Source organism: Curtobacterium flaccumfaciens (assembly GCF_004361695.1).
In the GTDB taxonomy this organism is placed as follows: Bacteria; Actinomycetota; Actinomycetes; order Actinomycetales; family Microbacteriaceae; genus Curtobacterium; species Curtobacterium flaccumfaciens_B.
The window spans coordinates 238,004-259,313 of sequence record NZ_SNVW01000004.1 but is presented as its reverse complement, the minus strand read 5'-3'; the positions used below and the strand labels follow the sequence as shown (position 1 = coordinate 259,313).

The window sequence follows — 21,310 nt, the reverse complement described above, 5'->3', positions numbered from 1 at the left end:
CCGGGGGACCCTGGCAAGGTGGGACGCATGTCCGCCGCCACCGAGCCCACCCGGAAGGGCCGCCGCTGGCCCGTCGTCCTCATCGTCGTCGTGGTCGTGCTGGCCGTGCTCGTGGTCGTCGCCGAGTTCGTCCTGCGCGGTGTCGTCGACCGCATGATCGCCCAGCAGGTGGAGCAGTCGCTGCCCGCCGGAGCGACCGGCACGGTCCAGGCGCACGCGAACGGCGTCGTCATCCCGCAGCTCATCGGCGGGTCCCTCGACGAGGTCGAGATCTCCTCCGAGAAGCTGACGATCGACGGCGTCCCGCTCGCCGCCGACGTCACCGCGCACGACGTGCCGATCGACGGCAAGGGCGACGTGCGCGACGTCGACGGGCACGTCACGCTCGCATCGTCGAGCGTGAAGGACCTGGCGAAGTACAGCCCGCTGTTCGACCGGCTCAGCCTGGCCGACGGCGGCGTCGAACTGTCCGGCACGAGCGCGGTGCTCGGGTACGACATCACGTACGCCGCGAAGGGCGCCGTCGTCGCGCAGGACGACGGCAAGGGCATCACGATCACGCCGAAGACAGTGCGGATCACGAACTCGGCGCTCGGCCTCAAGGTGGACTCGATCCCTGGTGTCACGAACGTGCCGGTCGAGGTCTGCACCGCCCGGTTCCTGCCGTCGCAGCTCCGGGTGCGCTCGCTCGACATCACGTCGTCGCAGGCCTCGGTGCGGGTCACGGCCGACTCGCTGCCGCTCAACGAGCAGGGCCTCCAGACGGTCGGCAAGTGCTCGTAGCCGACGGGGTGCGTCACACGGCCTGGAGGCACGGCTCGGCTCGGTAGGATCGGGTCCCGTGAGCGAGAACCCCCTTGCCCCGCAGCGACTGCGGTTCCCGACGGACCCGTCCGCGCTCGAGGCGCGCATCTGGCCCGCGTCCGCGACGCGCACCGACGACGGCGAGCTCGCCGTCGGCGGGCTGACCGCGTCCGATCTGGTGGCGCAGTACGGCTCGCCCCTCTACGTGGTGGACGAACACGACGTGCAGTCGCGGGCGGTCCGCGTGCGGAACGCCTTCACCGAGGCGTTCGAGCGCATCGGCACCCGGGCGCACGTCTACTACGCCGGCAAGGCGTTCCTGACGACGCACGTCGCCGGGTGGATGGCCGCCGCCGACCTGCGCGTGGACGTCTGCACGGGCGGGGAGCTCGCGGTGGCGCTGGCCGGCGGGGTCGACCCGGCGATGCTCGGCTTCCACGGCAACGACAAGTCCGACGCCGAGATCGCCCGCGCGGTCGATGTCGGTGTCGGCACGATCGTCCTCGACAGCCACGAAGAGGTGCAGCGCGTCGCACGGGCGGCCGCCGCAGCCGGGGTCGTGCAGCGCGTGCGGATCCGGATCAACAGCGGCGTCCACGCCTCGACGCACGAGTACCTCGCCACCGCGCGCGAGGACCAGAAGTTCGGCATCCCGTTGTCCGAGGCGGTCGACGCAGCGGCAGCGGTCCGGGCGCAGCCGTCCCTGGCGTTCGTCGGGCTGCACTCGCACATCGGCTCGCAGATCTTCGACGAGTCCGGCTTCCGCGAAGCCGCTCGGCGCCTGATGGACGTGCACGCGACCCTGGTCGAGTCCGGCCCGGTGCCCGAGCTCAACCTCGGCGGCGGCTGGGGCATCGACTACACCGAGGCCGACTCGGCCTTCGCGCCGGAGGACGTCGCCGACGCGCTCGCGACCATCGTGGCCGAGGCCTGCGCCGAACGGGACGTCCCGGTGCCGGAGATCGCGGTGGAGCCGGGCCGGTACATCGTCGGCCCGCCCGGGATCACGCTGTACCGGGTCGGCACGATCAAGCCCGTGACGCTGGAGTCGTCGGAGCAGGAGTCCGCCACCCGCACCTACGTCTCCGTCGACGGCGGCATGAGCGACAACGCCCGACCCGCCCTGTACGGCGCCGACTACACCGCACGGCTCGCCCGCACCTCGGACGCCCCGGCCGTGCTCACCCGCGTCGTCGGCAAGCACTGCGAGAGCGGCGACATCGTCGTGAACGACGAGTACCTGCCCGGCGACGTGCACCGCGGCGACCTGCTCGCCGTAGCCGCGACGGGTGCCTACTGCTGGAGCCTCGCGAGCAACTACAACCACGTGGGCCGCCCGCCCGTCGTCGCCGTCGCCGACGGTGCAGCCCGTATCCTCGTCCGGGGCGAGTCGATCGACGACCTCCTCGCCCGCGACACCGGGGTCGTGCCCGGGGCCTGACCCCGCGGCAACGACCCGACTCCCCACGAACAGGACCCGCACCAGATGATCGAATACCGCAACGTCCGCGTCGCGCTGCTCGGAGCCGGCTCGGTCGGTTCCCAGGTCGCGCGGCTGCTCCTCGAGCACGGTGACGAACTGGCCTCGCGTGCCGGAGCCGGCCTCGAGCTCGTCGGGATCGCCGTCCGCGACGTCGATGCCCAGCGGGACGTCGACCTGCCGGCGGAGCTCTTCACGACGGACGCGGAATCGCTGATCCTCGGCGCGGACATCGTCGTCGAGCTGATCGGCGGCATCGAGCCCGCGCGCACGCTCGTGCTGCAGGCGCTGCAGTCCGGCGCGGACGTCGTGACCGGCAACAAGGCGCTCCTCGCGACGCACGGCCCGGAGCTCTTCGCCGCGGCGGAGCAAGTGGGCGCGCAGCTCTACTACGAGGCCGCCGTCGCCGGCGCGATCCCGATCATCCGACCGCTGCACGACTCGCTCGCCGGGGACCGCATCGTGCGCATCATGGGCATCGTCAACGGCACCACGAACTTCATCCTCGACCTGATGGACAGGGAGGGCGCGACCTTCGAGGACGCCCTCGCGACCGCGACCGAGCTCGGGTACGCCGAGGCCGACCCCACCGCCGACGTCGAGGGCTACGACGCCGCGCAGAAGGCCGCGATCCTGGCCTCGCTCGCGTTCCACACCTCGGTCCCGCTCGCTGCCGTCCACCGCGAGGGCATCACCTCGGTGACGATCGAGCAGGTCCGGGCCGCACGGAAGGCCGGGTACGTCGTGAAGATCCTCGCGACCGCCGAGCGCCTGACCGACGAGGACGGCACCGAGGGCGTCAGCGCCCGCGTGTACCCGGCCCTCGTGCCCGAGTCGCACCCGCTCGCCAGTGTCCACGGCGCGAAGAACGCCGTGTTCGTCGAGGCCGAGGCCGCGGGCGACCTCATGTTCTACGGCGCCGGCGCCGGCGGCGTCGAGACCGCCTCGGCCGTCCTCGGCGACCTGGTGTCCGCCGCGCGCCGCCACGTCATCGGCGGCCCCGGTGTCGCCGAGTCGACGCAGGGCGCGCTGCCCGTGTTCCCGATCGGCACCGTCCGGACCCGGTACCAGATCACGCTGCACGTCGCGGACGCCCCCGGGGTGCTCTCGACCGTCGCCGGCGTGCTGGCCAAGCACGGTGTCAGCGTCGAGACCGTCGAGCAGACCGTCGCCTCCGGAGCGGACGCCACGGCGACGCTCGTGATCGGCACGCACCTGGCGCGCGAGTCCGACCTGGCGAACACCGTGGTGGCGCTCCGCAACGAGGACGTCGTCGTCGAGATCACCAGCGTGCTCCGCGTCGTCGGCGCCTGACCGTCCCGGTCCCCGACCCACCCCCGACTGCAACACCGAACAAGGAGAGCCTCATGGCCCACCAGTGGCAGGGAGTCCTGCGCGAGTACGCCGACCGACTCGACGTGACCGAGGCGACGCCCGTCGTCACGCTCGGTGAGGGCGGGACCCCGCTCATCCCCGCGCGCCGGCTGTCCGAGCGCACCGGCGCCGAGGTCTACGTCAAGTTCGAGGGGATGAACCCGACCGGTTCCTTCAAGGACCGCGGCATGACGATGGCGATCTCGAAGGCCGTCGAGCACGGCGCGAAGGCCGTCATCTGCGCCTCGACCGGCAACACCAGCGCGTCGGCCGCCGCCTACGCCACCCACGCCGGCATCACCGCCGCGGTGCTCGTGCCCGAGGGCAAGATCGCGATGGGCAAGCTCAGCCAGGCCGTCGCCCACGACGCCCAGCTGCTGCAGGTGCAGGGCAACTTCGACGACTGCCTCGACATCGCGCGCGACCTCGCCGCGAACTACCCGGTGCACCTGGTCAACTCCGTGAACAACGACCGCATCGAAGGGCAGAAGACCGCCGCGTTCGAGGTCGTCGACGTGCTCGGTGACGCGCCGGACTTCCACTTCCTGCCGGTCGGCAACGCCGGCAACTACACGGCGTACTCCCGCGGGTACCGCGAGGACGTCGCCGCCGGCCGCACCACGAAGCTGCCGCGCATGTTCGGCTTCCAGGCCGCCGGCTCCGCCCCGATCGTCCGCGGCGAGGTCGTGAAGCACCCGGACACCATCGCCTCGGCGATCCGCATCGGCAACCCGGCGTCGTGGCAGTTCGCGCTCGAGGCCCGTGACGAGACCGACGGCTACTTCGGCGCGATCTCCGACGAGGCGATCCTCGCCGCGCACCACATCCTCTCCGCCGAGGTCGGCGTGTTCGTCGAGCCCGCCTCCGCCATCGGTGTCGCCGGACTCCTCGAGCGTGCCGACGCCGGCGTCGTGCCGAAGGGCGCGAAGGTCGTCATCACGGTGACGGGCCACGGCCTCAAGGACCCGCAGTGGGCGCTCCGCACGCAGGACGGCGGCGAGGTCACCCCGACGAGCGTGCCCGTCGACACGGCGTCGATCGCGGACGTGCTCGGACTGGTCGCAGCCCGGTGAGCCACGACCGCTCGTCCGGACCGGGGGAGGGCCTGACCGCCCACGACGCTGTACCGGCCGGACGGGCGGTCCGCGCGGTGCCGGCCGGGCACGCGGTGCGCGTGCTGCCGGCCGGGCGCGCGGTGCGGGTGCGCGTACCGGCCACCTCCGCGAACCTCGGGCCGGGCTTCGACTCGCTCGGCCTCGCCCTCTCGCTGTACGACGAGGTCGTCGTCCGCGTCCGCCCGGAGCCCGGCGCGACCGTCACGGTCGACGGCGTCGGCGCGGGTGAGGTCGCGACCGACGACACGAACCTGGTCGTCCGCGCGGTCCGTCGGGGGCTCCAGCACGCCGGTGTGGCGCAGCCCGGACTCGAGCTGCACGCCGTGAACGCCATCCCGCACGGCCGCGGGATGGGGTCGTCCGCCGCGGCGATCGTCGCGGGCCTGATGGCTGCCCGAGGACTGCTCGAGGGCATCGTCGACCTCGACGCCTCGACGCTCCTGACCCTCGCGACCGAGATGGAGGGGCACCCCGACAACGTGGCACCCGCCCTGTTCGGTGGACTCACCATCGCGTGGATGACGGCCGAGGGGCCCGCGTACAAGCGGCTCCTGGTGCACCGCGGTGTCTCGCCGGTCGTGTTCGTGCCGACCTCGACGCTGTCCACGAAGCTCGCGCGGTCACTGCAGCCGGCGAGCGTCCCGCACGCCGACGCCGCGTTCAACGTCTCGCGCTCGGCCCTGCTCGTCGCGGCGCTCATCCAGAGCCCGGAGCTCCTGCTCGCCGCGACCGAGGACCGGCTGCACCAGGCGTACCGGGCGAGCGCGATGCCGGAGACGGACGTGCTCATCGGGCTGCTGCGGCAGGAGGGGCTCGCCGCCGTGGTCTCGGGCGCCGGACCGAGCCTGCTCGTCCTCGGCAGCGACCCGGCCCAGCGCCTCACCGCCGCGGAACTCGTGACGCGGCACGGGGTGTCCGACTGGCGGGCGCTCATGCTGGCCGTCGATCTGGGTGGTGCTACAGTGGTGCCGCACTCGGCGCTCGAAGCCGAACTCGCGTCGGCAGAACCCACGTAGGCAACAGGATCCCTCCTCGCCACGACCAGTTCTCGCCGCGTCGGGTCCGGTGCGCGGGGGCACATCTCTTTCTGATCACCGAATCCCGGTCCGTCGTCTGAACGACGGTCGATGCATACCCGTGCATCCGGGACGGTGGAAACTCTCCGCGTTCTGCGGTTCGAAAGGAAACACCGATCTTGACCAACAACGACTCCACTCCGGTGGAGATCCCCAGCGACCTGCGCGCCCTCCGTCTCCCGGAGCTCCAGCGCATCGCCTCCTCGCTCGGCATCACCGGGCTCTCCAAGCTCCGCAAGGGCGACCTCATCGCCTCCATCGAGGACAAGCGCCCGGCGACGGACGACGCGGCACCGGCCGACGCCGCCCCGACGACCACGGCCCCGACCGCTTCGGCACCTGCTGCGGCGCCGACCGCTTCGGCACCTGCTGCGGCGCCGACCGCTTCGGCGCCCGTCGAGCAGCCGACGCTGCCCGAGCCCGCCGAGGCCCCGGCCGCACCGGCTGCCGACGCGACCGAGACCCCGGCCGAGCCGGAGCAGCCCGCCACCTCGCGTGCCCGCCGCTCCCGCCGTGCCTCGTCGGGCGGCACCGTGAACGCCGCGCCGACCTCGGCCGCCGAGCACACCAACCACGCGCAGACCGGCACCGAGGACCTCCTCGCCGGCCTCGACCAGGTCCGTGCCGAGAAGGACGCGCAGGAAGCCGCCCAGACCTCTGGTCAGCGACGCGGTCGTGGCCAGCGCGGTGCCCAGGGCGCCCAGCAGGCCGAGCAGCAGGCGCAGCCCGAGCAGGAGCAGGTCGCTCCGCAGCAGGACCGCCGGGACCGTCGCGACCGCGGCGCCCAGCAGGCGCAGGCCGAGTCCTCCGAGCAGACCACCGACGCCTCGGACGAGAACGACCAGAACGACCAGAACGACCAGAACGGCGAGGGTGGTTCGCGTCGCGGCCGTCGCAGCCGTGGTCGTGGCCGCGGCCGTGGCCAGAACGCCGAGAACGGCGAGCAGGGCGGCGACCAGAACGGTCAGCAGAACGCCGGCCAGCAGAACCCCCAGCAGAACGGCCAGCAGAACGCCGGCCAGCAGAACGGCCAGCAGAACGCCGGCCAGCAGAACGGCAAGGCGCAGCAGGCCGAGCAGAAGCAGGGCCAGCAGCAGAACGGCCAGCAGGACGACAAGGCCGAGCCGAAGCAGCAGAACGGCCAGCAGAAGCAGACCCAGCAGCAGAAGCAGCAGCAGGCTGCCGAAGAGGCCGAGAGCGGCCGCAGCCGTCGTCAGCGCGACCGCAAGCGCGGCCGTGGCGGCCAGAACGACGAGTTCGAGCCGGAGATCAACGAGGACGACGTCCTCATCCCGATCGCGGGCATCCTCGACGTCCTCGACAACTACGCCTTCGTCCGCACCACCGGCTACCTGCCGGGCCCGAACGACGTCTACGTCTCGCTCGGCCAGGTGAAGAAGTACCACCTGCGCAAGGGCGACGCCGTCGTCGGTTCGATCAAGCAGCCGCGGGACAACGAGCAGCAGAGCCGCCAGAAGTACAACGCCCTGGTCAAGGTCGACTCGGTGAACGGGCAGACCGCAGAAGAGGCCGCCGCGCGCGTCGACTTCCAGGACCTCACGCCGCTGTACCCGAACGAGCGTCTGCGCCTCGAGACCGAGCCGGGCAAGCTCAGCACCCGGATCATCGACCTCGTGTCGCCGATCGGCAAGGGTCAGCGCGGCCTCATCGTGTCCCCGCCGAAGGCCGGCAAGACCGTCGTGCTGCAGGCCATCGCGAACGCGATCGCCAAGAACAACCCCGAGGCGCACCTCATGGTCGTCCTGGTGGACGAGCGGCCCGAAGAGGTCACCGACATGCAGCGCACGGTGAAGGGCGAGGTCATCGCCTCGACCTTCGACCGCCCCGCCGAGGACCACACCACGGTCGCCGAGCTCGCCATCGAGCGTGCGAAGCGCCTCGTCGAGCTCGGCCACGACGTGGTCCTGCTCCTCGACTCGATCACCCGCCTGGGTCGCGCCTACAACCTGGCGACGCCGGCCTCCGGTCGGGTGCTGTCCGGTGGCGTCGACTCGTCGGCCCTGTACCCGCCGAAGCGCTTCTTCGGCGCGGCGCGCAACATCGAGGACGGCGGCTCGCTGACCATCCTCGCGACGGCGCTCGTCGAGACCGGGTCGAAGATGGACGAGGTGATCTTCGAGGAGTTCAAGGGCACCGGCAACATGGAGCTCCGCCTCAACCGTCACCTGGCGGACAAGCGGATCTTCCCGGCCGTCGACGTCAACGCCTCCGGCACCCGTCGCGAGGAGCAGCTGCTCTCCGCCGACGAGGTCAAGATCACCTGGCGTCTGCGCCGTGCCCTCGCGGGGCTCGACCCGCAGCAGGCCCTCGAGATCGTCCTGCGGAACCTCAAGGAGACGCAGTCGAACGTCGAGTTCCTGGTGCAGGTGCAGAAGTCGGTCCCGACGACCGGCGGCCACCACAACGGCCACCAGGAGTAACGCGTGTTCGAGTCGGTGGCGGGGCTGCTGGCGGAACACGAGGACCTGACGCAGCAGCTGTCGGACCCCGCGCTCCACGCCGATGCGGCCCGGGCGAAGAAGGTGAACCGGCGGTACGCCGAGCTCAACCAGATCAAGTCCGCGTACGAGGCCTGGAAGGCGGCGGGGGACGACCTCGCCGCCGCCCAGGAGCTCGCGCGTGAGGACGAGGCGTTCGCGGACGAGGTCCCGGCGCTCGAGGAGCAGCTGACGGAGCGCCAGGAGCGTCTCCGCCGGCTGCTCATCCCGCGCGACCCCGACGACGGGCGCGACGTGATCATGGAGATCAAGGGCGGCGAGGGCGGCGAGGAGTCGGCGCTGTTCGCGGCCGACCTCCTGCGCATGTACTCGCACTACGCCGAGTCCAAGGGCTGGAAGATCGAGATGCTCGAGCGCACCGAGTCCGACCTCGGCGGCTACAAGGACGTCCAGGTCGCGATCAAGTCGAACACGACCGATCCGTCGCAGGGCGTCTGGGCGCACCTCAAGTACGAGGGCGGCGTGCACCGCGTCCAGCGCGTGCCGCAGACCGAGTCGCAGGGGCGCATCCACACCTCGACCACCGGCGTGCTGGTGTTCCCCGAGGTCGACGAGCCCGAAGAGGTCGCGATCAACCAGAACGACCTGAAGATCGACGTGTACCGATCGTCCGGTCCCGGCGGGCAGTCGGTCAACACGACGGACTCCGCGGTCCGCATCACGCACCTGCCCACGGGCATCACCGTCGCGATGCAGAACGAGAAGTCGCAGCTGCAGAACAGGGAGGCGGGCATGCGCGTGCTCCGCGCCCGCATCCTCGCGAAGCAGCAGGAGGAGCTCGACGCGATCGCCTCGGACGCGCGCAAGTCGCAGATCCGCGGCATGGACCGTTCGGAGCGCATCCGCACGTACAACTTCCCGGAGAACCGCATCGCGGACCACCGCACCGGGTACAAGGCGTACGACCTGGACCGCGTCATGAACGGTGCGCTCGAGCCCGTCATCCAGTCCGCCATCTCGGCGGACGAAGAGGCACGCCTGGCCGCCATCGGCGACCAGGACGCCTAGACCCGCCCTGGAGGCACGGATCACCTCCGACAGTCAGCCCACGTACGCAGCGGATCGCCTCCTGGACGAGGCGACCGCTGCGCTCGTCGCGCACGGGGTCCCGACTCCGCGCGTGGACGCCGAACTCCTGCTCGCCTGGGCGACCGACACGTCGCGCGGCGCCGTGCAGGCGCGTGCACTGACCGGCGGTGCGATCGGCGCCGAGCACGTCGACCGCTTCCGGCACGCCGTCGCCCGGCGCGCCACCCGCGAGCCGCTGCAGCACATCACCGGCGAGGCGCACTTCCGGATGCTGACCCTCGCGGTCGGACCCGGGGTGTTCGTTCCGCGGCCCGAGACCGAGGGCGTCGTGCAGTTCGGCATCGACGCGCTCCGCTCGGTCGCGGTGCCCGAGCCGGTCGCCGTCGACCTGGGGTCCGGCAGCGGTGCCATCGCGATCGCCATGGACACCGAGGTGCCGAACGCCGTCGTGTACGCCGTCGAGCGGTCGCCCGAGGCCCTGCCGTGGACCCGTCGGAACATCGACGCCCACGGCGGCACGGTCCGACTCGTCGAGGGCGACCTCGGCGACGCGCTGCCGGAACTCGACGGCACGGTGTCCGTCGTCGTCTCGAACCCGCCGTACGTCCCCGACGACGCGGTGCCGATCGACCCCGAGGTCCGCGACCACGACCCGGCGATGGCGCTCTACGGCGGACCGGACGGCCTCGACGCCGTCCGTGCCCTGGCCGAGACCGCGTGGCGGTTGCTCGTGCCCGGGGGAGTCCTCGTCATCGAGCACGCCGAGCAGCAGGGCGCCGGCGTCCGCGACGTGCTCGCGCGCCGGGGGTTCCGTTCCCCGGAGACGCACGTCGACCTGACCGGACGCGACCGCACGACCACCGCGACCCGCTAGGACGATCCGAGCCGCGCCTCCCGGCCGTCCGGTCGTCTACGCGACGGGTGCCGCCGCGCGTTCCTGCGCCGCGACGAAGGCACGCACCTCGTCACGGAGGTCGGTGTCGTGCTCGACGAGCACGGCGTGGATGCCGACGCTCCGTGCACCCGCGATGTTCTCGGGCATGTCGTCGGCGAAGAACGTGCGCTCGGCGGGGACCCCGTGGTGTGCCAGCGCACGGCGGAAGACCTCGGGTTCGGGCTTCCGGGCGCCGAAGTTGCTCGAGGTGTCGAGGTGCTCGCCGAAGAGCGGCGGGAGCGACGGCGCCCAGCGGTGGATCCAGCGGCCGGCGAGGGGACCGTTGTTCGTGAGGAGGCCGACGCGACCGTGCTCGCTCGCGATCCGGACCGCCTCGATGCGCTCCGGCAGTTCGGTCATGGCGGAGCCGCGGATGCGGGCCCACTCGGCCTCGGGCACGTCGCAGCCCATCGCCCGCTCGAACGCGGCGAGGTACTCGTCGCCGTCCGCGAAGCCACCGGCCTCGGCGCGCTGCTCGTTGCCGCAGTCCCACCAGCGTCGGCGGAGCTCCTGGAACTCGTGTCCGGTGAACTCGGAGAGGGCGGCCATCCGCACCTTCCAGTCGTACCGGACCAGGACGTCGTCCATGTCGAAGAGGAACAGGAGCGGGGGCGCGGAGGTCTCGTTCACGATGTCCTCCATTGTGTCGCACTATCATCGTCGAGTCATGGCATCCCGATACGACTGCACCGACTCCGACGGGCTCCTGACCGGGATGCGGCTCGCACGTGCCGCACTCGGGCGCGGAGAACTCGTCGTCGTCCCCACCGACACCGTCTACGGCGTGGCCGCCGACGCCTTCAGCGCGGCCGCCGTCCAGCGCCTGCTCGACGCGAAGGGCCGCACGCGCCAGTCGCCGCCGCCGGTCCTCATCCCCGGTCCGCCCACGCTCGAGGCGCTCGCGAGCGACATCCCGCAGCAGGTGCGCGACCTGGTCGACGAGTTCTGGCCCGGCGGCCTCACCGTGATCCTCCGTGCCCAGCCGTCGCTCGACTGGGACCTCGGCGAGACCCGGGGCACGGTCGCCCTGCGGATGCCGGACTCCCGGATCGCGCTCGAGCTCCTGCAAGAGGTGGGGCCGCTCGCGGTCTCCTCCGCGAACTCCACCGGCGACCCCGCGGCGATGGACGTCGACCAGGCCGAGGCGATGCTCGGCGACAGCGTCGCCGTCTACCTCGACGGCGGTCCACTCGAGGTGCACGAGGGCTTCGCGGCCTCGACGGGGTCCACGATCGTCGACGCGACCGGCCTGTCCGACGGCGGGAAGCTCCGCATCGTCCGGCACGGCGTGGTCTCCGACGACGACATCACCCGGGTCGTCGGAGCCGACCTCGTCGGATGAAGTACTACCTGCTCGCGGGGGCCATCGCGGCGGTCGTGAGCTTCTGCGTCAGCTGGATCGTGTGGAAGCTGGGGTTGAAGTACAAGTGGTACCCGAAGGTCCGCGAACGCGACGTGCACCGCACGCCGACTCCGCGGCTCGGCGGCATCGCGATGTACATCGGCGTCATCGTGTCGCTGCTCGCCGCCTGGTTCCTCTTCCCCTCGATCGCGGGGACCGACTACTTCCGGCTCGTGTTCTCCGAGCCGAACCGCGTCCTGGCCGTGCTCGGCGGGGCGACGATCATCGTGGTGCTGGGCGTCGCCGACGACATCTGGGACCTCGACTGGATGACGAAGCTCGCGGGGCAGATCATCGCCGCGGGGATCCTGGCGTGGCAGGGCGTGGCGATCGTGTCCCTGCCGATCGGCAACACGCTCGGCGTCGGCTCGTCCTACATGAGCCTCATCTTCACCGTGCTGGCGGTGGTGCTCGTGATGAACGCGGTCAACTTCATCGACGGCCTGGACGGCCTCGTCGCAGGGGTCGCGATCATCGCCGGCGGCGTGTTCTTCCTCTACACGTTCTTCATCAACCGGGTCGTCGTGCAGACGGAGTTCTTCTTCAACCTGCCGTCCCTGCTCACCGCCGTGCTCGTCGGCGCGTGCTTCGGCTTCCTCATCCTGAACTGGCACCCCGCGAAGCTGTTCATGGGCGACGCCGGCGCGCTCCTCGTCGGCTTCCTGATGGCGACGAGCGCGGTCTCCGTGACGGGCAACATCGACCCGGCCGCGGTGCAGACACGCCAGGCGCTCCTGCCGGCCTTCATCCCGATCCTGCTGCCGTTCGCGATCCTGATCGTGCCGATCCTCGACTTTGGGCTCGCCGTCACCCGGCGGCTCAGCGCGGGGAAGTCGCCGTTCTCGGCCGACCGGAAGCACCTGCACCACCGCTTGCTCGACATGGGGCACTCGCACTTCCACGCGGTGCTCATCTTCTACGCGTGGACGGCCACCGTCGCCGTCGGCTGCCTGCTGTTCCTCTTCGTGGACTGGTACTGGGTGGTCGTCTTCGTCGCCGTCGGGTTCACCGTGTGCGCGATCGCCACGTTCGCCCCGCTCGGTCGGAAGCGCGCCGAGATCGCCGCGCAGACCGCCACCCGGTCCACCACGGTGGTGGACGCCAGCCTCGACCCGCTCGACCGGGCCGCCAACGACCGCACGATCCCAGGAGACATCACGTGACCGCACCGAACGCGCTCGACCACGTCCGGCCGGTGTTCCGCCGCATCATCACCTGGGGAGCCGTCCTGGCCGTCGGGCTGGCCGTCGTCGGGGGAGTGGTCGGCCTGCTCGTCGCCGGCGGCCCCGGGCTCGTCGGTGGCCTGCTCGGAGCCGTCCTCAGCGTGGTGTTCCTCGGCCTGACGGCGGTGAGCGTGCTCGTCGCGCTGCGGGTCTCGAAGGGGCAGATGATCTCCGGTGCCTTCTTCGGCATCGTGATGGGCACCTGGCTCCTGAAGTTCATCGTCTTCATCGTGGTGCTCGTGCTGCTGCGGGACCGCGACTGGGTGGACTTCCCGGTGCTCGCGATCGTCATCATCGCGGGGGTCGTCGGGTCGCTCGTCATCGACGTCGTCGCCGTGGCCAAGGCCCGGATCCCGATCGGGGTGTCCCTGCCCGGAGACTCCGCTTCTCCTGAGAGGGACGCGCCCCGCAACTGAGAGACCGGGAAGCCTCTCGCACCTGATAGGCTTCTCGGAGTCCGCGTCCGGAGCTTTGCTCGGAGCGGACGAGCCTCCACAACGTCCACCATCGCGTGCCATGATGTGCGCGCGCCGACACAGGAGACAGCGCTGCTATCCCACGCTCTTCCCCTGTCCCTCACCGCTGCGGCCAACACCGTGGCGGCGGGGAGCAGCAAGGCCGCCGAGTTCCATGGTCCGTCGATCAACGAGTTCTTCCCGGATGCGATCTTCTTCGCTGGGACGCCCTTCGAGATCGATCGCGTCGTCATCATCCGCTTCATCGCGGTCGCAGTGCTCGTGGTGTTCGCGTTCGCGGGAACCCGTGCGCTGAAGCTGGTCCCGAACCGCGGGCAGGCGTTCATCGAGTACGGCTTCGACGTCGTCCGCCGGAACACCTTCGACAACCTCGGTGAGAAGGACGGCAAGCGGTTCCTGCCGCTCCTCGCGTCGATCTTCTTCGGCGTGCTGTTCATGAACCTGACGGGTCTCATCCCGGGGCTGAACCTCGCCGGCACCAGCCGCATCGCGATGCCGATGATCCTCGCGATCATCGCGTACGTCGCCTTCATCTACGCGGGTCTCCGCAAGCACCCGGGCACGTTCCTCCGGAACGCGCTCTTCCCGCCCGGGGTGCCGTGGTACCTGTACATCATCGTGACGCCGATCGAGCTCGTCTCGACCTTCGTCCTCCGCCCGGTGACGCTGACGCTGCGACTCCTGATGAACATGGTCGTCGGGCACCTGCTGCTCGTCCTGTTCTTCTCGGCCACGCAGTTCTTCTTCTTCGACGCCTCGCTCGGCTTCAAGGCCTTCGGCATCGGGACGATCGCCTTCGGCATCGCGTTCAGCTTCTTCGAGATCCTCGTCGCACTGCTGCAGGCGTACGTCTTCATGCTCCTCACCGCCGTCTACATCCAGCTGGCGCTGGCCGACGAGCACTGATTCCTCACTGACCCCCTACGGGTCCGGCATCCGTCGGACCCGCACCTCGAAAGGAAAACACGTGGACGCAACGACCGTTCTCGCGGAGATCAACGGCAACATCGCGACGGTTGGCTACGGCCTCGCAGCGATCGGCCCGGCCATCGGTGTCGGCATCGTCGTCGGCAAGACGATCGAGTCCGTCGCTCGCCAGCCCGAGCTCCAGGGCCGCCTGACGACCCTCATGTACATCGGTATCGCCTTCACCGAGGCCCTGGCCTTCATCGGCATCGCCACGTACTTCATCTTCACCAACTAAGGTTCCTCGATGCAGAACGCACTCATCATCGCGGCGGAGGAAACGCACAATCCGCTGATCCCGCCGGTGTACGACATCGTGTGGTCCGCGGTGGCCTTCGTCATCATCTTCCTGGTGTTCTGGCGTGTCGTCACGCCGCGCATCACGAAGATGCTCGATGAGCGCACCGAGGCCATCGAGGGCGGCATCAAGAAGGCCGAGGCCGCTCAGGAGCAGGCCGCTGCTGCGCTCGAGGAGTACAACAAGCAGCTCGCAGATGCACGCGCCGAGGCGTCGCGCATCCGTGAGCAGGCCCGTGCCGACGCGAACGCGATCGGCAACGAGCTCCGCGAGCAGGCGCAGGCCGATGCAGCACGCATCGCCGCCAACGCGCAGGCGCAGATCGAGGCAGAGCGTCAGAGCGCTGTCCAGTCGCTGCGGAGCGAGGTGGGCACGCTTGCCCTCGACCTCGCCTCCGGTGTGATCGGGGAGTCCCTCAAGGATGACGCCAAGTCGACTGCGGTCGTGGACCGGTTCCTCGCCGACCTCGAGGCCTCGCAGGCCACGAAGACGGGGGAGCACTGAGCATGCGCAGCGCCACCAGGGAAGCACTGGCGTCCACGAGGGCGGTGCTCGCCGACCTCGGCGGGTCGGCCGACCTCGCCGCCGGTGCCGAGATCCTCGCCGCAGGGCGTGCGATCGCCGGTGCGCCGCAGCTGCTCGGTCTGCTGTCCGACCCGACGGCCGACCCGGTCGGCAAGAAGGTGGTCGTCGACCGCGTCTTCGCCGGCCAGTCGGTCGCGACGCGTGCGGTCCTGACCGCGGTGGCCGGCTCGCGCTGGTCCTCGCACCAGGACCTGCTCGTCGGCATCGAGGACGCGGGCATCCGCGCCGTCGCCGCCACGGCTCCGTCGGACGTCTCCCTCGAGTCCGAGCTGTTCTCCTTCGAGACCGCCGTCCGTTCGGACGCCGACCTCGAGCTGGCACTGGGCACCAAGCTCGGCAGCCCGGCTGAGAAGAGCGCGCTCGTCGAGCGGCTGCTCGGCGGCAAGGTCTCGGCGCAGACGATCACGATCCTGTCGCACCTCGTGCAGCAGCCCCGTGGTCGCCGCATCGGCGAACTCGTCCGTGATGCCTCGCGCATCGTGGCCGAGCAGGCGGACAAGCTCGTCGCGACGGTCATCACCGCCACTCCGCTCTCCGCAGGCCAGGCGGCTCGTGTCGCCCGCGGTCTCGGCGAGCAGTACGGCAAGGACATCAGCATCAACCACGTGGTCGACCCGTCGGTCGTCGGCGGGGTCCGGGTGCAGATCGGCGGCGACGTCATCGACGGCACCGTCGCCACGCGTCTCTCGGAGCTCCGGCTCCAGCTCGCCGGCTGAGCGTACGGTCGAAGCCGCCCCTCCCAAGTCCACAACGGGAACTGCCGAGTCAGGCAGCATCACCCTCTCGGAGCCGAACGGCCCCGGAAACCAACAAGGAAAATCCCATGGCAGACATCACCATCAGCCCCGATGAGATCCGTGATGCCCTGAAGGACTTCGTCTCGAACTACGAGCCGACGAAGGCCTCCACGGCCGAGGTCGGGCACGTCATCGACGCCGGCGACGGCATCGCGCACGTCGAGGGCCTCCCCGGCGTCATGGCGAACGAGCTCATCCGCTTCGAGGACGGCACGCTCGGCCTCGCGCAGAACCTCGACGAGGACTCGATCGGCGCCATCGTGCTCGGCGAGTTCGCCGGCGTCGAAGAGGGCCAGGAAGTCACGCGTACCGGCGAGGTCCTCTCGGCCCCCGTCGGCGACGGCTTCCTCGGTCGCGTCGTCGACCCGCTCGGCGCCCCGATCGACGGTCTCGGCGAGATCCCGGCCGAGGGTCGTCGCGCCCTCGAGCTCCAGGCCCCCGGCGTCATGTCGCGCAAGTCGGTCCACGAGCCGCTGCAGACCGGCATCAAGGCCATCGACGCGATGATCCCCGTCGGCCGCGGTCAGCGTCAGCTGATCATCGGCGACCGCCAGACCGGCAAGACGGCCATCGCGATCGACACGATCATCAACCAGAAGGCCAACTGGGAGTCGGGCGACGAGGACAAGCAGGTCCGCTGCATCTACGTCGCCATCGGTCAGAAGGGCTCCACGATCGCCTCCGTCAAGGGTGCGCTCGAGGACGCCGGCGCGATGGAGTACACCACCATCGTCGCCGCTCCGGCCTCCGACCCGGCCGGCTTCAAGTACCTCGCCCCGTACACCGGTTCGGCCATCGGCCAGCACTGGATGTACCAGGGCAAGCACGTCCTGATCATCTTCGACGACCTGTCGAAGCAGGCCGAGGCCTACCGCGCCGTGTCGCTGCTCCTCCGTCGTCCGCCGGGCCGCGAGGCCTACCCGGGTGACGTCTTCTACCTGCACTCCCGTCTGCTGGAGCGTTGCGCGAAGCTGTCCGACGAGCTCGGCGCCGGCTCGATGACGGGTCTCCCGATCATCGAGACCAAGGCGAACGACGTCTCGGCGTACATCCCGACCAACGTCATCTCGATCACCGACGGCCAGATCTTCCTGCAGTCGGACCTCTTCAACGCGAACCAGCGTCCGGCCGTCGACGTGGGCATCTCGGTGTCCCGTGTCGGTGGTGACGCGCAGGTGAAGTCGATCAAGAAGGTCTCCGGCACGCTGAAGCTCGAGCTGGCGCAGTACCGCTCCCTCGAGGCGTTCGCGATGTTCGCGTCCGACCTCGACCAGGCGTCGCGTCGCCAGCTGGACCGTGGTGCCCGCCTGACCGAGCTCCTCAAGCAGCCGCAGTACTCGCCGTACCCGGTCGAGGAGCAGGTCGTCTCCATCTGGGCCGGCACGAACGGCAAGCTCGACACCGTACCGGTGCCGGACGTGCTCCGCTTCGAGTCCGAGCTGCTCGACCACCTGCGTCGCAACTCCGACGTCCTCACGACGCTGCGCGAGACCAACCAGCTCAGCGACGAGACCGTCGCCGAGATGTCGAAGCAGATCGACGAGTTCACGAAGAGCTTCCAGACGAGCGACGGCAAGACCCTCGGCTCCGAGCAGTTCGACGCGGCTGACGCCGAGGACGTCGACCAGGAGCAGATCGTCAAGGGTCGTCGCTAGATGGCAGCGCAGGTCCGGGTCTACCGACAGCGAATCAAGTCCGCGAAGACCACGAAGAAGGTCACTCGCGCGATGGAACTGATCTCGGCGTCGCGGATCCAGAAGGCGCAGGCCCGCATGGCTGCGTCCGGCCCGTACTCGCGAGCCGTGACGCGCGCGGTGTCGGCCGTGGCGACGTTCTCGAACGTCGACCACGTGCTGACCACCGAGCCGGAGTCGTCGACGCGGGCAGCCGTCGTGCTGTTCACGTCGGACCGGGGCCTGAACGGCGCGTTCAGCACCAACGTCCTCAAGCAGGGCGAGGAGCTCGCCTCCCTGCTCCGCAGCGAGGGCAAGGACGTCGTGTTCTACCTGGTCGGGCGCAAGTCCGTCGGGTACTTCGCGTTCCGTGAGCGTGCGTCGGAGCAGCAGTGGGTCGGCAACACCGACCAGCCCGAGTTCTCGACGGCCAAGGAGATCGGCGACGCCGTCGTGGCGAAGTTCCTCCAGGACACGGCCGAGGGCGGCGTGGACGAGATCCACATCGTCTTCAACCGCTTCCTCAGCCTGGCGACCCAGGAGCCGCAGGTCGTGCGCCTGCTCCCGCTCGAGGTCGTCGAGGGTGTCGAGGAGCCGTCGGACAACGAGCCGCTCCCGCTCTACGAGTTCGAGCCGGACGCCGATGCGGTGCTCGACTCGCTGCTCCCGGTCTACATCGAGAGCCGCATCTTCAACGCCATGCTCCAGTCGGCTGCTTCCGAGCACGCCGCCCGGCAGAAGGCGATGAAGGCGGCCAGCGACAACGCGGACTCGCTGATCCGTGACTTCACCCGACTCGCGAACAACGCGCGTCAGGCCGAGATCACGCAGCAGATCTCCGAGATCGTCGGCGGCGCCGACGCCCTCTCGTCGAAGAAGAAGTAGTCCGCGTCGTTCGCGGACAGATACCCACCCTCAGGAAGGCACCAGCCATGACCGACACCGCAACCACCGCGGTCGAGACGTCGTCGGCGCCCGGTGTCGGCCGGATCGCCCGTGTCACGGGTCCCGTCGTCGACATCGAGTTCCCCCACGACGCAATCCCGGAGATGTACAACCTCCTGTTCACGACCATCACCATCGGTGACTCGTCGCAGGAGATCGGCCTCGAGGTCGCGCAGCACCTCGGCGACGACCTCGTCCGTGCCATCTCCCTGAAGCCGACCGACGGCCTGGTCCGTGGCCAGGAGGTCCGTGACTCGGGCGCTCCGATCTCGGTCCCCGTCGGCGACGTCACCAAGGGCAAGGTCTTCGACGTGCTGGGCAACGTGCTCAACACCGACGAGAAGCTCGAGATCACCGAGCGCTGGCCGATCCACCGCAAGGCCCCGGCCTTCGACCAGCTCGAGTCCAAGACCTCGATGTTCGAGACCGGCATCAAGTCGATCGACCTCCTCACCCCGTACGTGCAGGGTGGCAAGATCGGCCTCTTCGGTGGTGCGGGCGTCGGCAAGACCGTCCTCATCCAGGAGATGATCCAGCGCGTCGCGCAGGACCACGGCGGTGTCTCGGTGTTCGCCGGTGTCGGTGAGCGCACCCGTGAGGGCAACGACCTCATCGGCGAGATGGAAGAGGCGGGGGTCTTCGACAAGACCGCCCTCGTGTTCGGCCAGATGGACGAGCCGCCGGGAACGCGTCTGCGCGTGGCCCTGTCGGCGCTGACGATGGCGGAGTACTTCCGCGATGTCCAGAAGCAGGACGTGCTCCTCTTCATCGACAACATCTTCCGCTTCACGCAGGCCGGTTCCGAGGTCTCGACGCTGCTCGGCCGCATGCCGTCCGCGGTGGGCTACCAGCCGAACCTCGCCGACGAGATGGGTGTGCTCCAGGAGCGCATCACCTCGACGCGTGGTCACTCGATCACCTCGCTGCAGGCGATCTACGTGCCGGCTGACGACTACACCGACCCGGCGCCGGCCACCACGTTCGCGCACCTCGACGCCACCACGGAGCTCTCCCGCGAGATCGCGTCGCAGGGTCTCTACCCGGCGATCGACCCGCTGACCTCGACGTCGCGCATCATGGACCCCCGGTACCTGGGCGCCGACCACTACGAGACGGCCACGCGCGTCAAGCAGATCCTCCAGAAGAACAAGGAACTGCAGGAGATCATCGCCATCCTCGGTGTCGACGAGCTCTCCGAAGAGGACAAGATCACGGTCGAGCGCGCTCGTCGTATCCAGCAGTTCCTCTCGCAGAACACGTACATGGCGAAGAAGTTCACGGGTGTCGAGGGCTCCACGGTGCCGCTCAAGGACACCATCGAGTCCTTCCGCGCCATCGCCGACGGCGAGTTCGACCACGTTGCGACGCAGGCGTTCTTCAACGTCGGTGGCATCAACGACGTGGAAGAGAAGTGGGCACAGATCCAGAAGGAGAACCGCTGACATGGCGGGTCTCAGCGTGAGCGTCGTCTCGGCCGACCGTGAGGTCTGGTCGGGCGACACCACCATGGTCGTCGCACGCACGACAGAGGGCCAGATCGGCATCCTCGCCGGACACGAGCCGATGCTCGCGATCCTGGCGCAGGGGCAGGTCCGCATCACGCGGGCCGACGGCTCGACCGTCGCGGTCGACGCCGAGGACGGCTTCCTGTCGGTGGAGCACGACACGGTGACGATCGTCGCGCGGCAGGCCGCGCTGGCGTCCTGACCGGACTGACCGTCCTCCTCCCACCTTCGGAGACGAAGCGGGAGGGCGGGGACACGGAGCGCACGCTCGACCTGCGTGCGCTGACGTTCCCGGAACTGGCTGCAGAGCGGGCCGCGGTGATCACCGCGGCCCGCTCCGTCAGTTCCGAGGAGTCCTCGGCCCGGACGGCCCTGAAGCTCGGCCCGAAGTCGATCGAGGAGCGGTACCGCAACCTCGAGCTCGAGACCTCGGGCACGATGCCTGCGATCGACCGCTACACGGGCGTGCTCTACGACCCGCTCGGCGCCCTCGACGCCGATCCCGCCACGCGAGCGTGGTGGTTCGACCGCGTCATCGTGCAGTCGGCGATGTTCGGACCCATCGGTGGCGGCGACCCGATCCCGGCGTACCGCCTGTCGCACGACTCCCGACTCGGGTCGATCCGGCTGGCCGCGCACTGGCCCGCACCATCGACGCGTGCGCTCGGTGAACGCGCCGCGGACGGGCTCGTGCTCGACCTGCGCTCCGAGGGCTACCGCCAGCTCGGTCCGGTTCCCGAGGCGGTCGCCCCACGGGTCGTGAGTGTCGACGGGGCCGGTCGGCGGAAGGCGCTCAACCACTGGAACAAGACCGCGAAGGGTCGCCTGGTGGCGTTGCTCGCGCGCACCGGAGCAGCGGTCGCGTCGATGGCGGAGCTCGTGGAGTGGGCGTCGGCCCACGGCGTCGTCCTCGAGGAACGCGACGGCGGCTGGGACCTCGTCGCGGAGAGTCTCGAGCCCGTCGCCGTCTGACGCGCGACTCACCTCCGGCACACCTGACCCCACTCGTCCTCCACAGCACTTGTCCTCCACAGCACTTGTCCTCCACAGGGGCGGGTGGGGTTCGTGCGTTCCACAGATGGTCGGTGGGTGCGGGCCAGGAGGCGCGG

The 21,310-nt window shown here is 70.0% G+C and carries 21 protein-coding genes; 20 read left to right on the top strand and 1 reads right to left on the bottom strand.

Going from position 1 to position 21,310, the window contains the following annotated elements:
- The first annotated feature begins 27 nt into the window (after nt 1-27).
- The 8 genes from EDF64_RS08040 to prmC all read left to right on the top strand — a co-directional run bounded on the left by EDF64_RS08040 (nt 28) and on the right by prmC (nt 10,271).
- Nucleotides 28-783, top strand: a complete 756-nt coding sequence (locus EDF64_RS08040) for an LmeA family phospholipid-binding protein (protein WP_133519493.1) — start codon at nt 28-30, stop codon at nt 781-783.
- Nucleotides 784-841: 58 nt separating this feature from the next.
- Nucleotides 842-2,245, top strand: a complete 1,404-nt coding sequence (gene lysA / locus EDF64_RS08035) for a diaminopimelate decarboxylase (protein WP_133519492.1) — start codon at nt 842-844, stop codon at nt 2,243-2,245.
- A 45-nt stretch (nt 2,246-2,290) separates the two neighbouring features.
- Nucleotides 2,291-3,598, top strand: coding sequence for a homoserine dehydrogenase (locus tag EDF64_RS08030; RefSeq protein ID WP_133519491.1), 1,308 nt, complete (start codon nt 2,291-2,293; stop codon nt 3,596-3,598).
- Nucleotides 3,599-3,651: 53 nt separating this feature from the next.
- Nucleotides 3,652-4,731, top strand: a complete 1,080-nt coding sequence (gene thrC / locus EDF64_RS08025; RefSeq protein ID WP_133519490.1) for a threonine synthase — start codon at nt 3,652-3,654, stop codon at nt 4,729-4,731.
- A 101-nt stretch (nt 4,732-4,832) separates the two neighbouring features.
- Complete coding sequence (thrB, locus tag EDF64_RS08020) at nt 4,833-5,789, top strand: homoserine kinase (protein WP_133519611.1); 957 nt, start codon at nt 4,833-4,835, stop codon at nt 5,787-5,789.
- Between the two features lie 179 nt (nt 5,790-5,968).
- On the top strand, nt 5,969-8,290 hold the full coding sequence (rho, locus tag EDF64_RS08015; protein ID WP_133519489.1) for a transcription termination factor Rho: 2,322 nt from the start codon (nt 5,969-5,971) through the stop codon (nt 8,288-8,290).
- A 3-nt stretch (nt 8,291-8,293) separates the two neighbouring features.
- A complete protein-coding gene (gene prfA / locus EDF64_RS08010) occupies nt 8,294-9,376 on the top strand; it encodes a peptide chain release factor 1 (protein WP_133519488.1) in 1,083 nt (360 codons plus the stop codon).
- Nucleotides 9,377-9,395: 19 nt separating this feature from the next.
- Nucleotides 9,396-10,271, top strand: coding sequence for a peptide chain release factor N(5)-glutamine methyltransferase (prmC, locus tag EDF64_RS08005; RefSeq protein ID WP_166645660.1), 876 nt, complete (start codon nt 9,396-9,398; stop codon nt 10,269-10,271).
- Between the two features lie 36 nt (nt 10,272-10,307).
- Here prmC and EDF64_RS08000 read toward each other — a convergent pair whose 3' ends face one another.
- Complete coding sequence (locus EDF64_RS08000; protein WP_166645648.1) at nt 10,308-10,961, bottom strand: HAD family hydrolase; 654 nt, start codon at nt 10,959-10,961, stop codon at nt 10,308-10,310.
- 37 nt (nt 10,962-10,998) lie between these two features.
- Here EDF64_RS08000 and EDF64_RS07995 point away from each other — a divergent pair, with 37 nt between their 5' ends.
- From EDF64_RS07995 to EDF64_RS07940, 12 genes are all read left to right on the top strand, one after another.
- Entirely contained in the window at nt 10,999-11,673 is a 675-nt protein-coding gene (locus EDF64_RS07995; RefSeq protein WP_133519485.1) for an L-threonylcarbamoyladenylate synthase, read from the top strand.
- A complete protein-coding gene (locus tag EDF64_RS07990) occupies nt 11,670-12,896 on the top strand; it encodes an MraY family glycosyltransferase (RefSeq protein WP_133519484.1) in 1,227 nt (408 codons plus the stop codon). The genes EDF64_RS07995 and EDF64_RS07990 overlap by 4 nt, the downstream gene beginning before the upstream one ends.
- On the top strand, nt 12,893-13,372 hold the full coding sequence (locus EDF64_RS07985) for a hypothetical protein (RefSeq protein ID WP_243736292.1): 480 nt from the start codon (nt 12,893-12,895) through the stop codon (nt 13,370-13,372). Before EDF64_RS07990 ends, EDF64_RS07985 begins: the two co-directional genes overlap by 4 nt.
- A 180-nt stretch (nt 13,373-13,552) precedes the next feature.
- Complete coding sequence (gene atpB, locus EDF64_RS07980) at nt 13,553-14,338, top strand: F0F1 ATP synthase subunit A (RefSeq protein WP_133519609.1); 786 nt, start codon at nt 13,553-13,555, stop codon at nt 14,336-14,338.
- 61 nt (nt 14,339-14,399) lie between these two features.
- The gene (atpE, locus tag EDF64_RS07975; protein ID WP_027465781.1) at nt 14,400-14,636 is read left to right on the top strand and encodes an ATP synthase F0 subunit C; all 237 of its coding nucleotides are present in this window, start codon (nt 14,400-14,402) and stop codon (nt 14,634-14,636) included.
- A gap of 9 nt (nt 14,637-14,645) precedes the next feature.
- On the top strand, nt 14,646-15,200 hold the full coding sequence (locus EDF64_RS07970; RefSeq protein ID WP_133519483.1) for a F0F1 ATP synthase subunit B: 555 nt from the start codon (nt 14,646-14,648) through the stop codon (nt 15,198-15,200).
- 2 nt (nt 15,201-15,202) lie between these two features.
- Nucleotides 15,203-15,997: a F0F1 ATP synthase subunit delta gene (locus tag EDF64_RS07965; RefSeq protein ID WP_133519482.1), complete on the top strand. Its 795-nt coding sequence runs from the start codon at nt 15,203-15,205 to the stop codon at nt 15,995-15,997.
- A gap of 107 nt (nt 15,998-16,104) precedes the next feature.
- Entirely contained in the window at nt 16,105-17,733 is a 1,629-nt protein-coding gene (atpA, locus tag EDF64_RS07960; protein WP_133519481.1) for a F0F1 ATP synthase subunit alpha, read from the top strand.
- Nucleotides 17,734-18,636, top strand: a complete 903-nt coding sequence (locus EDF64_RS07955; RefSeq protein ID WP_071291787.1) for a F0F1 ATP synthase subunit gamma — start codon at nt 17,734-17,736, stop codon at nt 18,634-18,636. It abuts the gene before it with no gap.
- Nucleotides 18,637-18,683: 47 nt separating this feature from the next.
- Nucleotides 18,684-20,138, top strand: coding sequence for a F0F1 ATP synthase subunit beta (gene atpD, locus EDF64_RS07950; protein ID WP_065959250.1), 1,455 nt, complete (start codon nt 18,684-18,686; stop codon nt 20,136-20,138).
- A 1-nt stretch (nt 20,139) separates the two neighbouring features.
- On the top strand, nt 20,140-20,403 hold the full coding sequence (locus tag EDF64_RS07945; protein WP_027465776.1) for a F0F1 ATP synthase subunit epsilon: 264 nt from the start codon (nt 20,140-20,142) through the stop codon (nt 20,401-20,403).
- Entirely contained in the window at nt 20,400-21,173 is a 774-nt protein-coding gene (locus tag EDF64_RS07940) for a YaaA family protein (RefSeq protein WP_347813182.1), read from the top strand. Before EDF64_RS07945 ends, EDF64_RS07940 begins: the two co-directional genes overlap by 4 nt.
- Nucleotides 21,174-21,310: the final 137 nt, after the last annotated feature.

Coding starts and splice junctions, on each gene's coding strand:
- EDF64_RS08030 (WP_133519491.1), top strand. CDS start 2,291: ATGATCGAATACCGCAACGTCCGCGTCGCGCTGCTCGGAGCCGGCTCG.
- EDF64_RS07995 (WP_133519485.1), top strand. CDS start 10,999: ATGGCATCCCGATACGACTGCACCGACTCCGACGGGCTCCTGACCGGG.
- EDF64_RS07990 (WP_133519484.1), top strand. CDS start 11,670: ATGAAGTACTACCTGCTCGCGGGGGCCATCGCGGCGGTCGTGAGCTTC.
- EDF64_RS08040 (WP_133519493.1), top strand. CDS start 28: ATGTCCGCCGCCACCGAGCCCACCCGGAAGGGCCGCCGCTGGCCCGTC.
- atpD (WP_065959250.1), top strand. CDS start 18,684: ATGACCGACACCGCAACCACCGCGGTCGAGACGTCGTCGGCGCCCGGT.
- atpA (WP_133519481.1), top strand. CDS start 16,105: ATGGCAGACATCACCATCAGCCCCGATGAGATCCGTGATGCCCTGAAG.
- thrC (WP_133519490.1), top strand. CDS start 3,652: ATGGCCCACCAGTGGCAGGGAGTCCTGCGCGAGTACGCCGACCGACTC.
- EDF64_RS07965 (WP_133519482.1), top strand. CDS start 15,203: ATGCGCAGCGCCACCAGGGAAGCACTGGCGTCCACGAGGGCGGTGCTC.
- EDF64_RS07970 (WP_133519483.1), top strand. CDS start 14,646: ATGCAGAACGCACTCATCATCGCGGCGGAGGAAACGCACAATCCGCTG.
- EDF64_RS07945 (WP_027465776.1), top strand. CDS start 20,140: ATGGCGGGTCTCAGCGTGAGCGTCGTCTCGGCCGACCGTGAGGTCTGG.
- EDF64_RS07955 (WP_071291787.1), top strand. CDS start 17,734: ATGGCAGCGCAGGTCCGGGTCTACCGACAGCGAATCAAGTCCGCGAAG.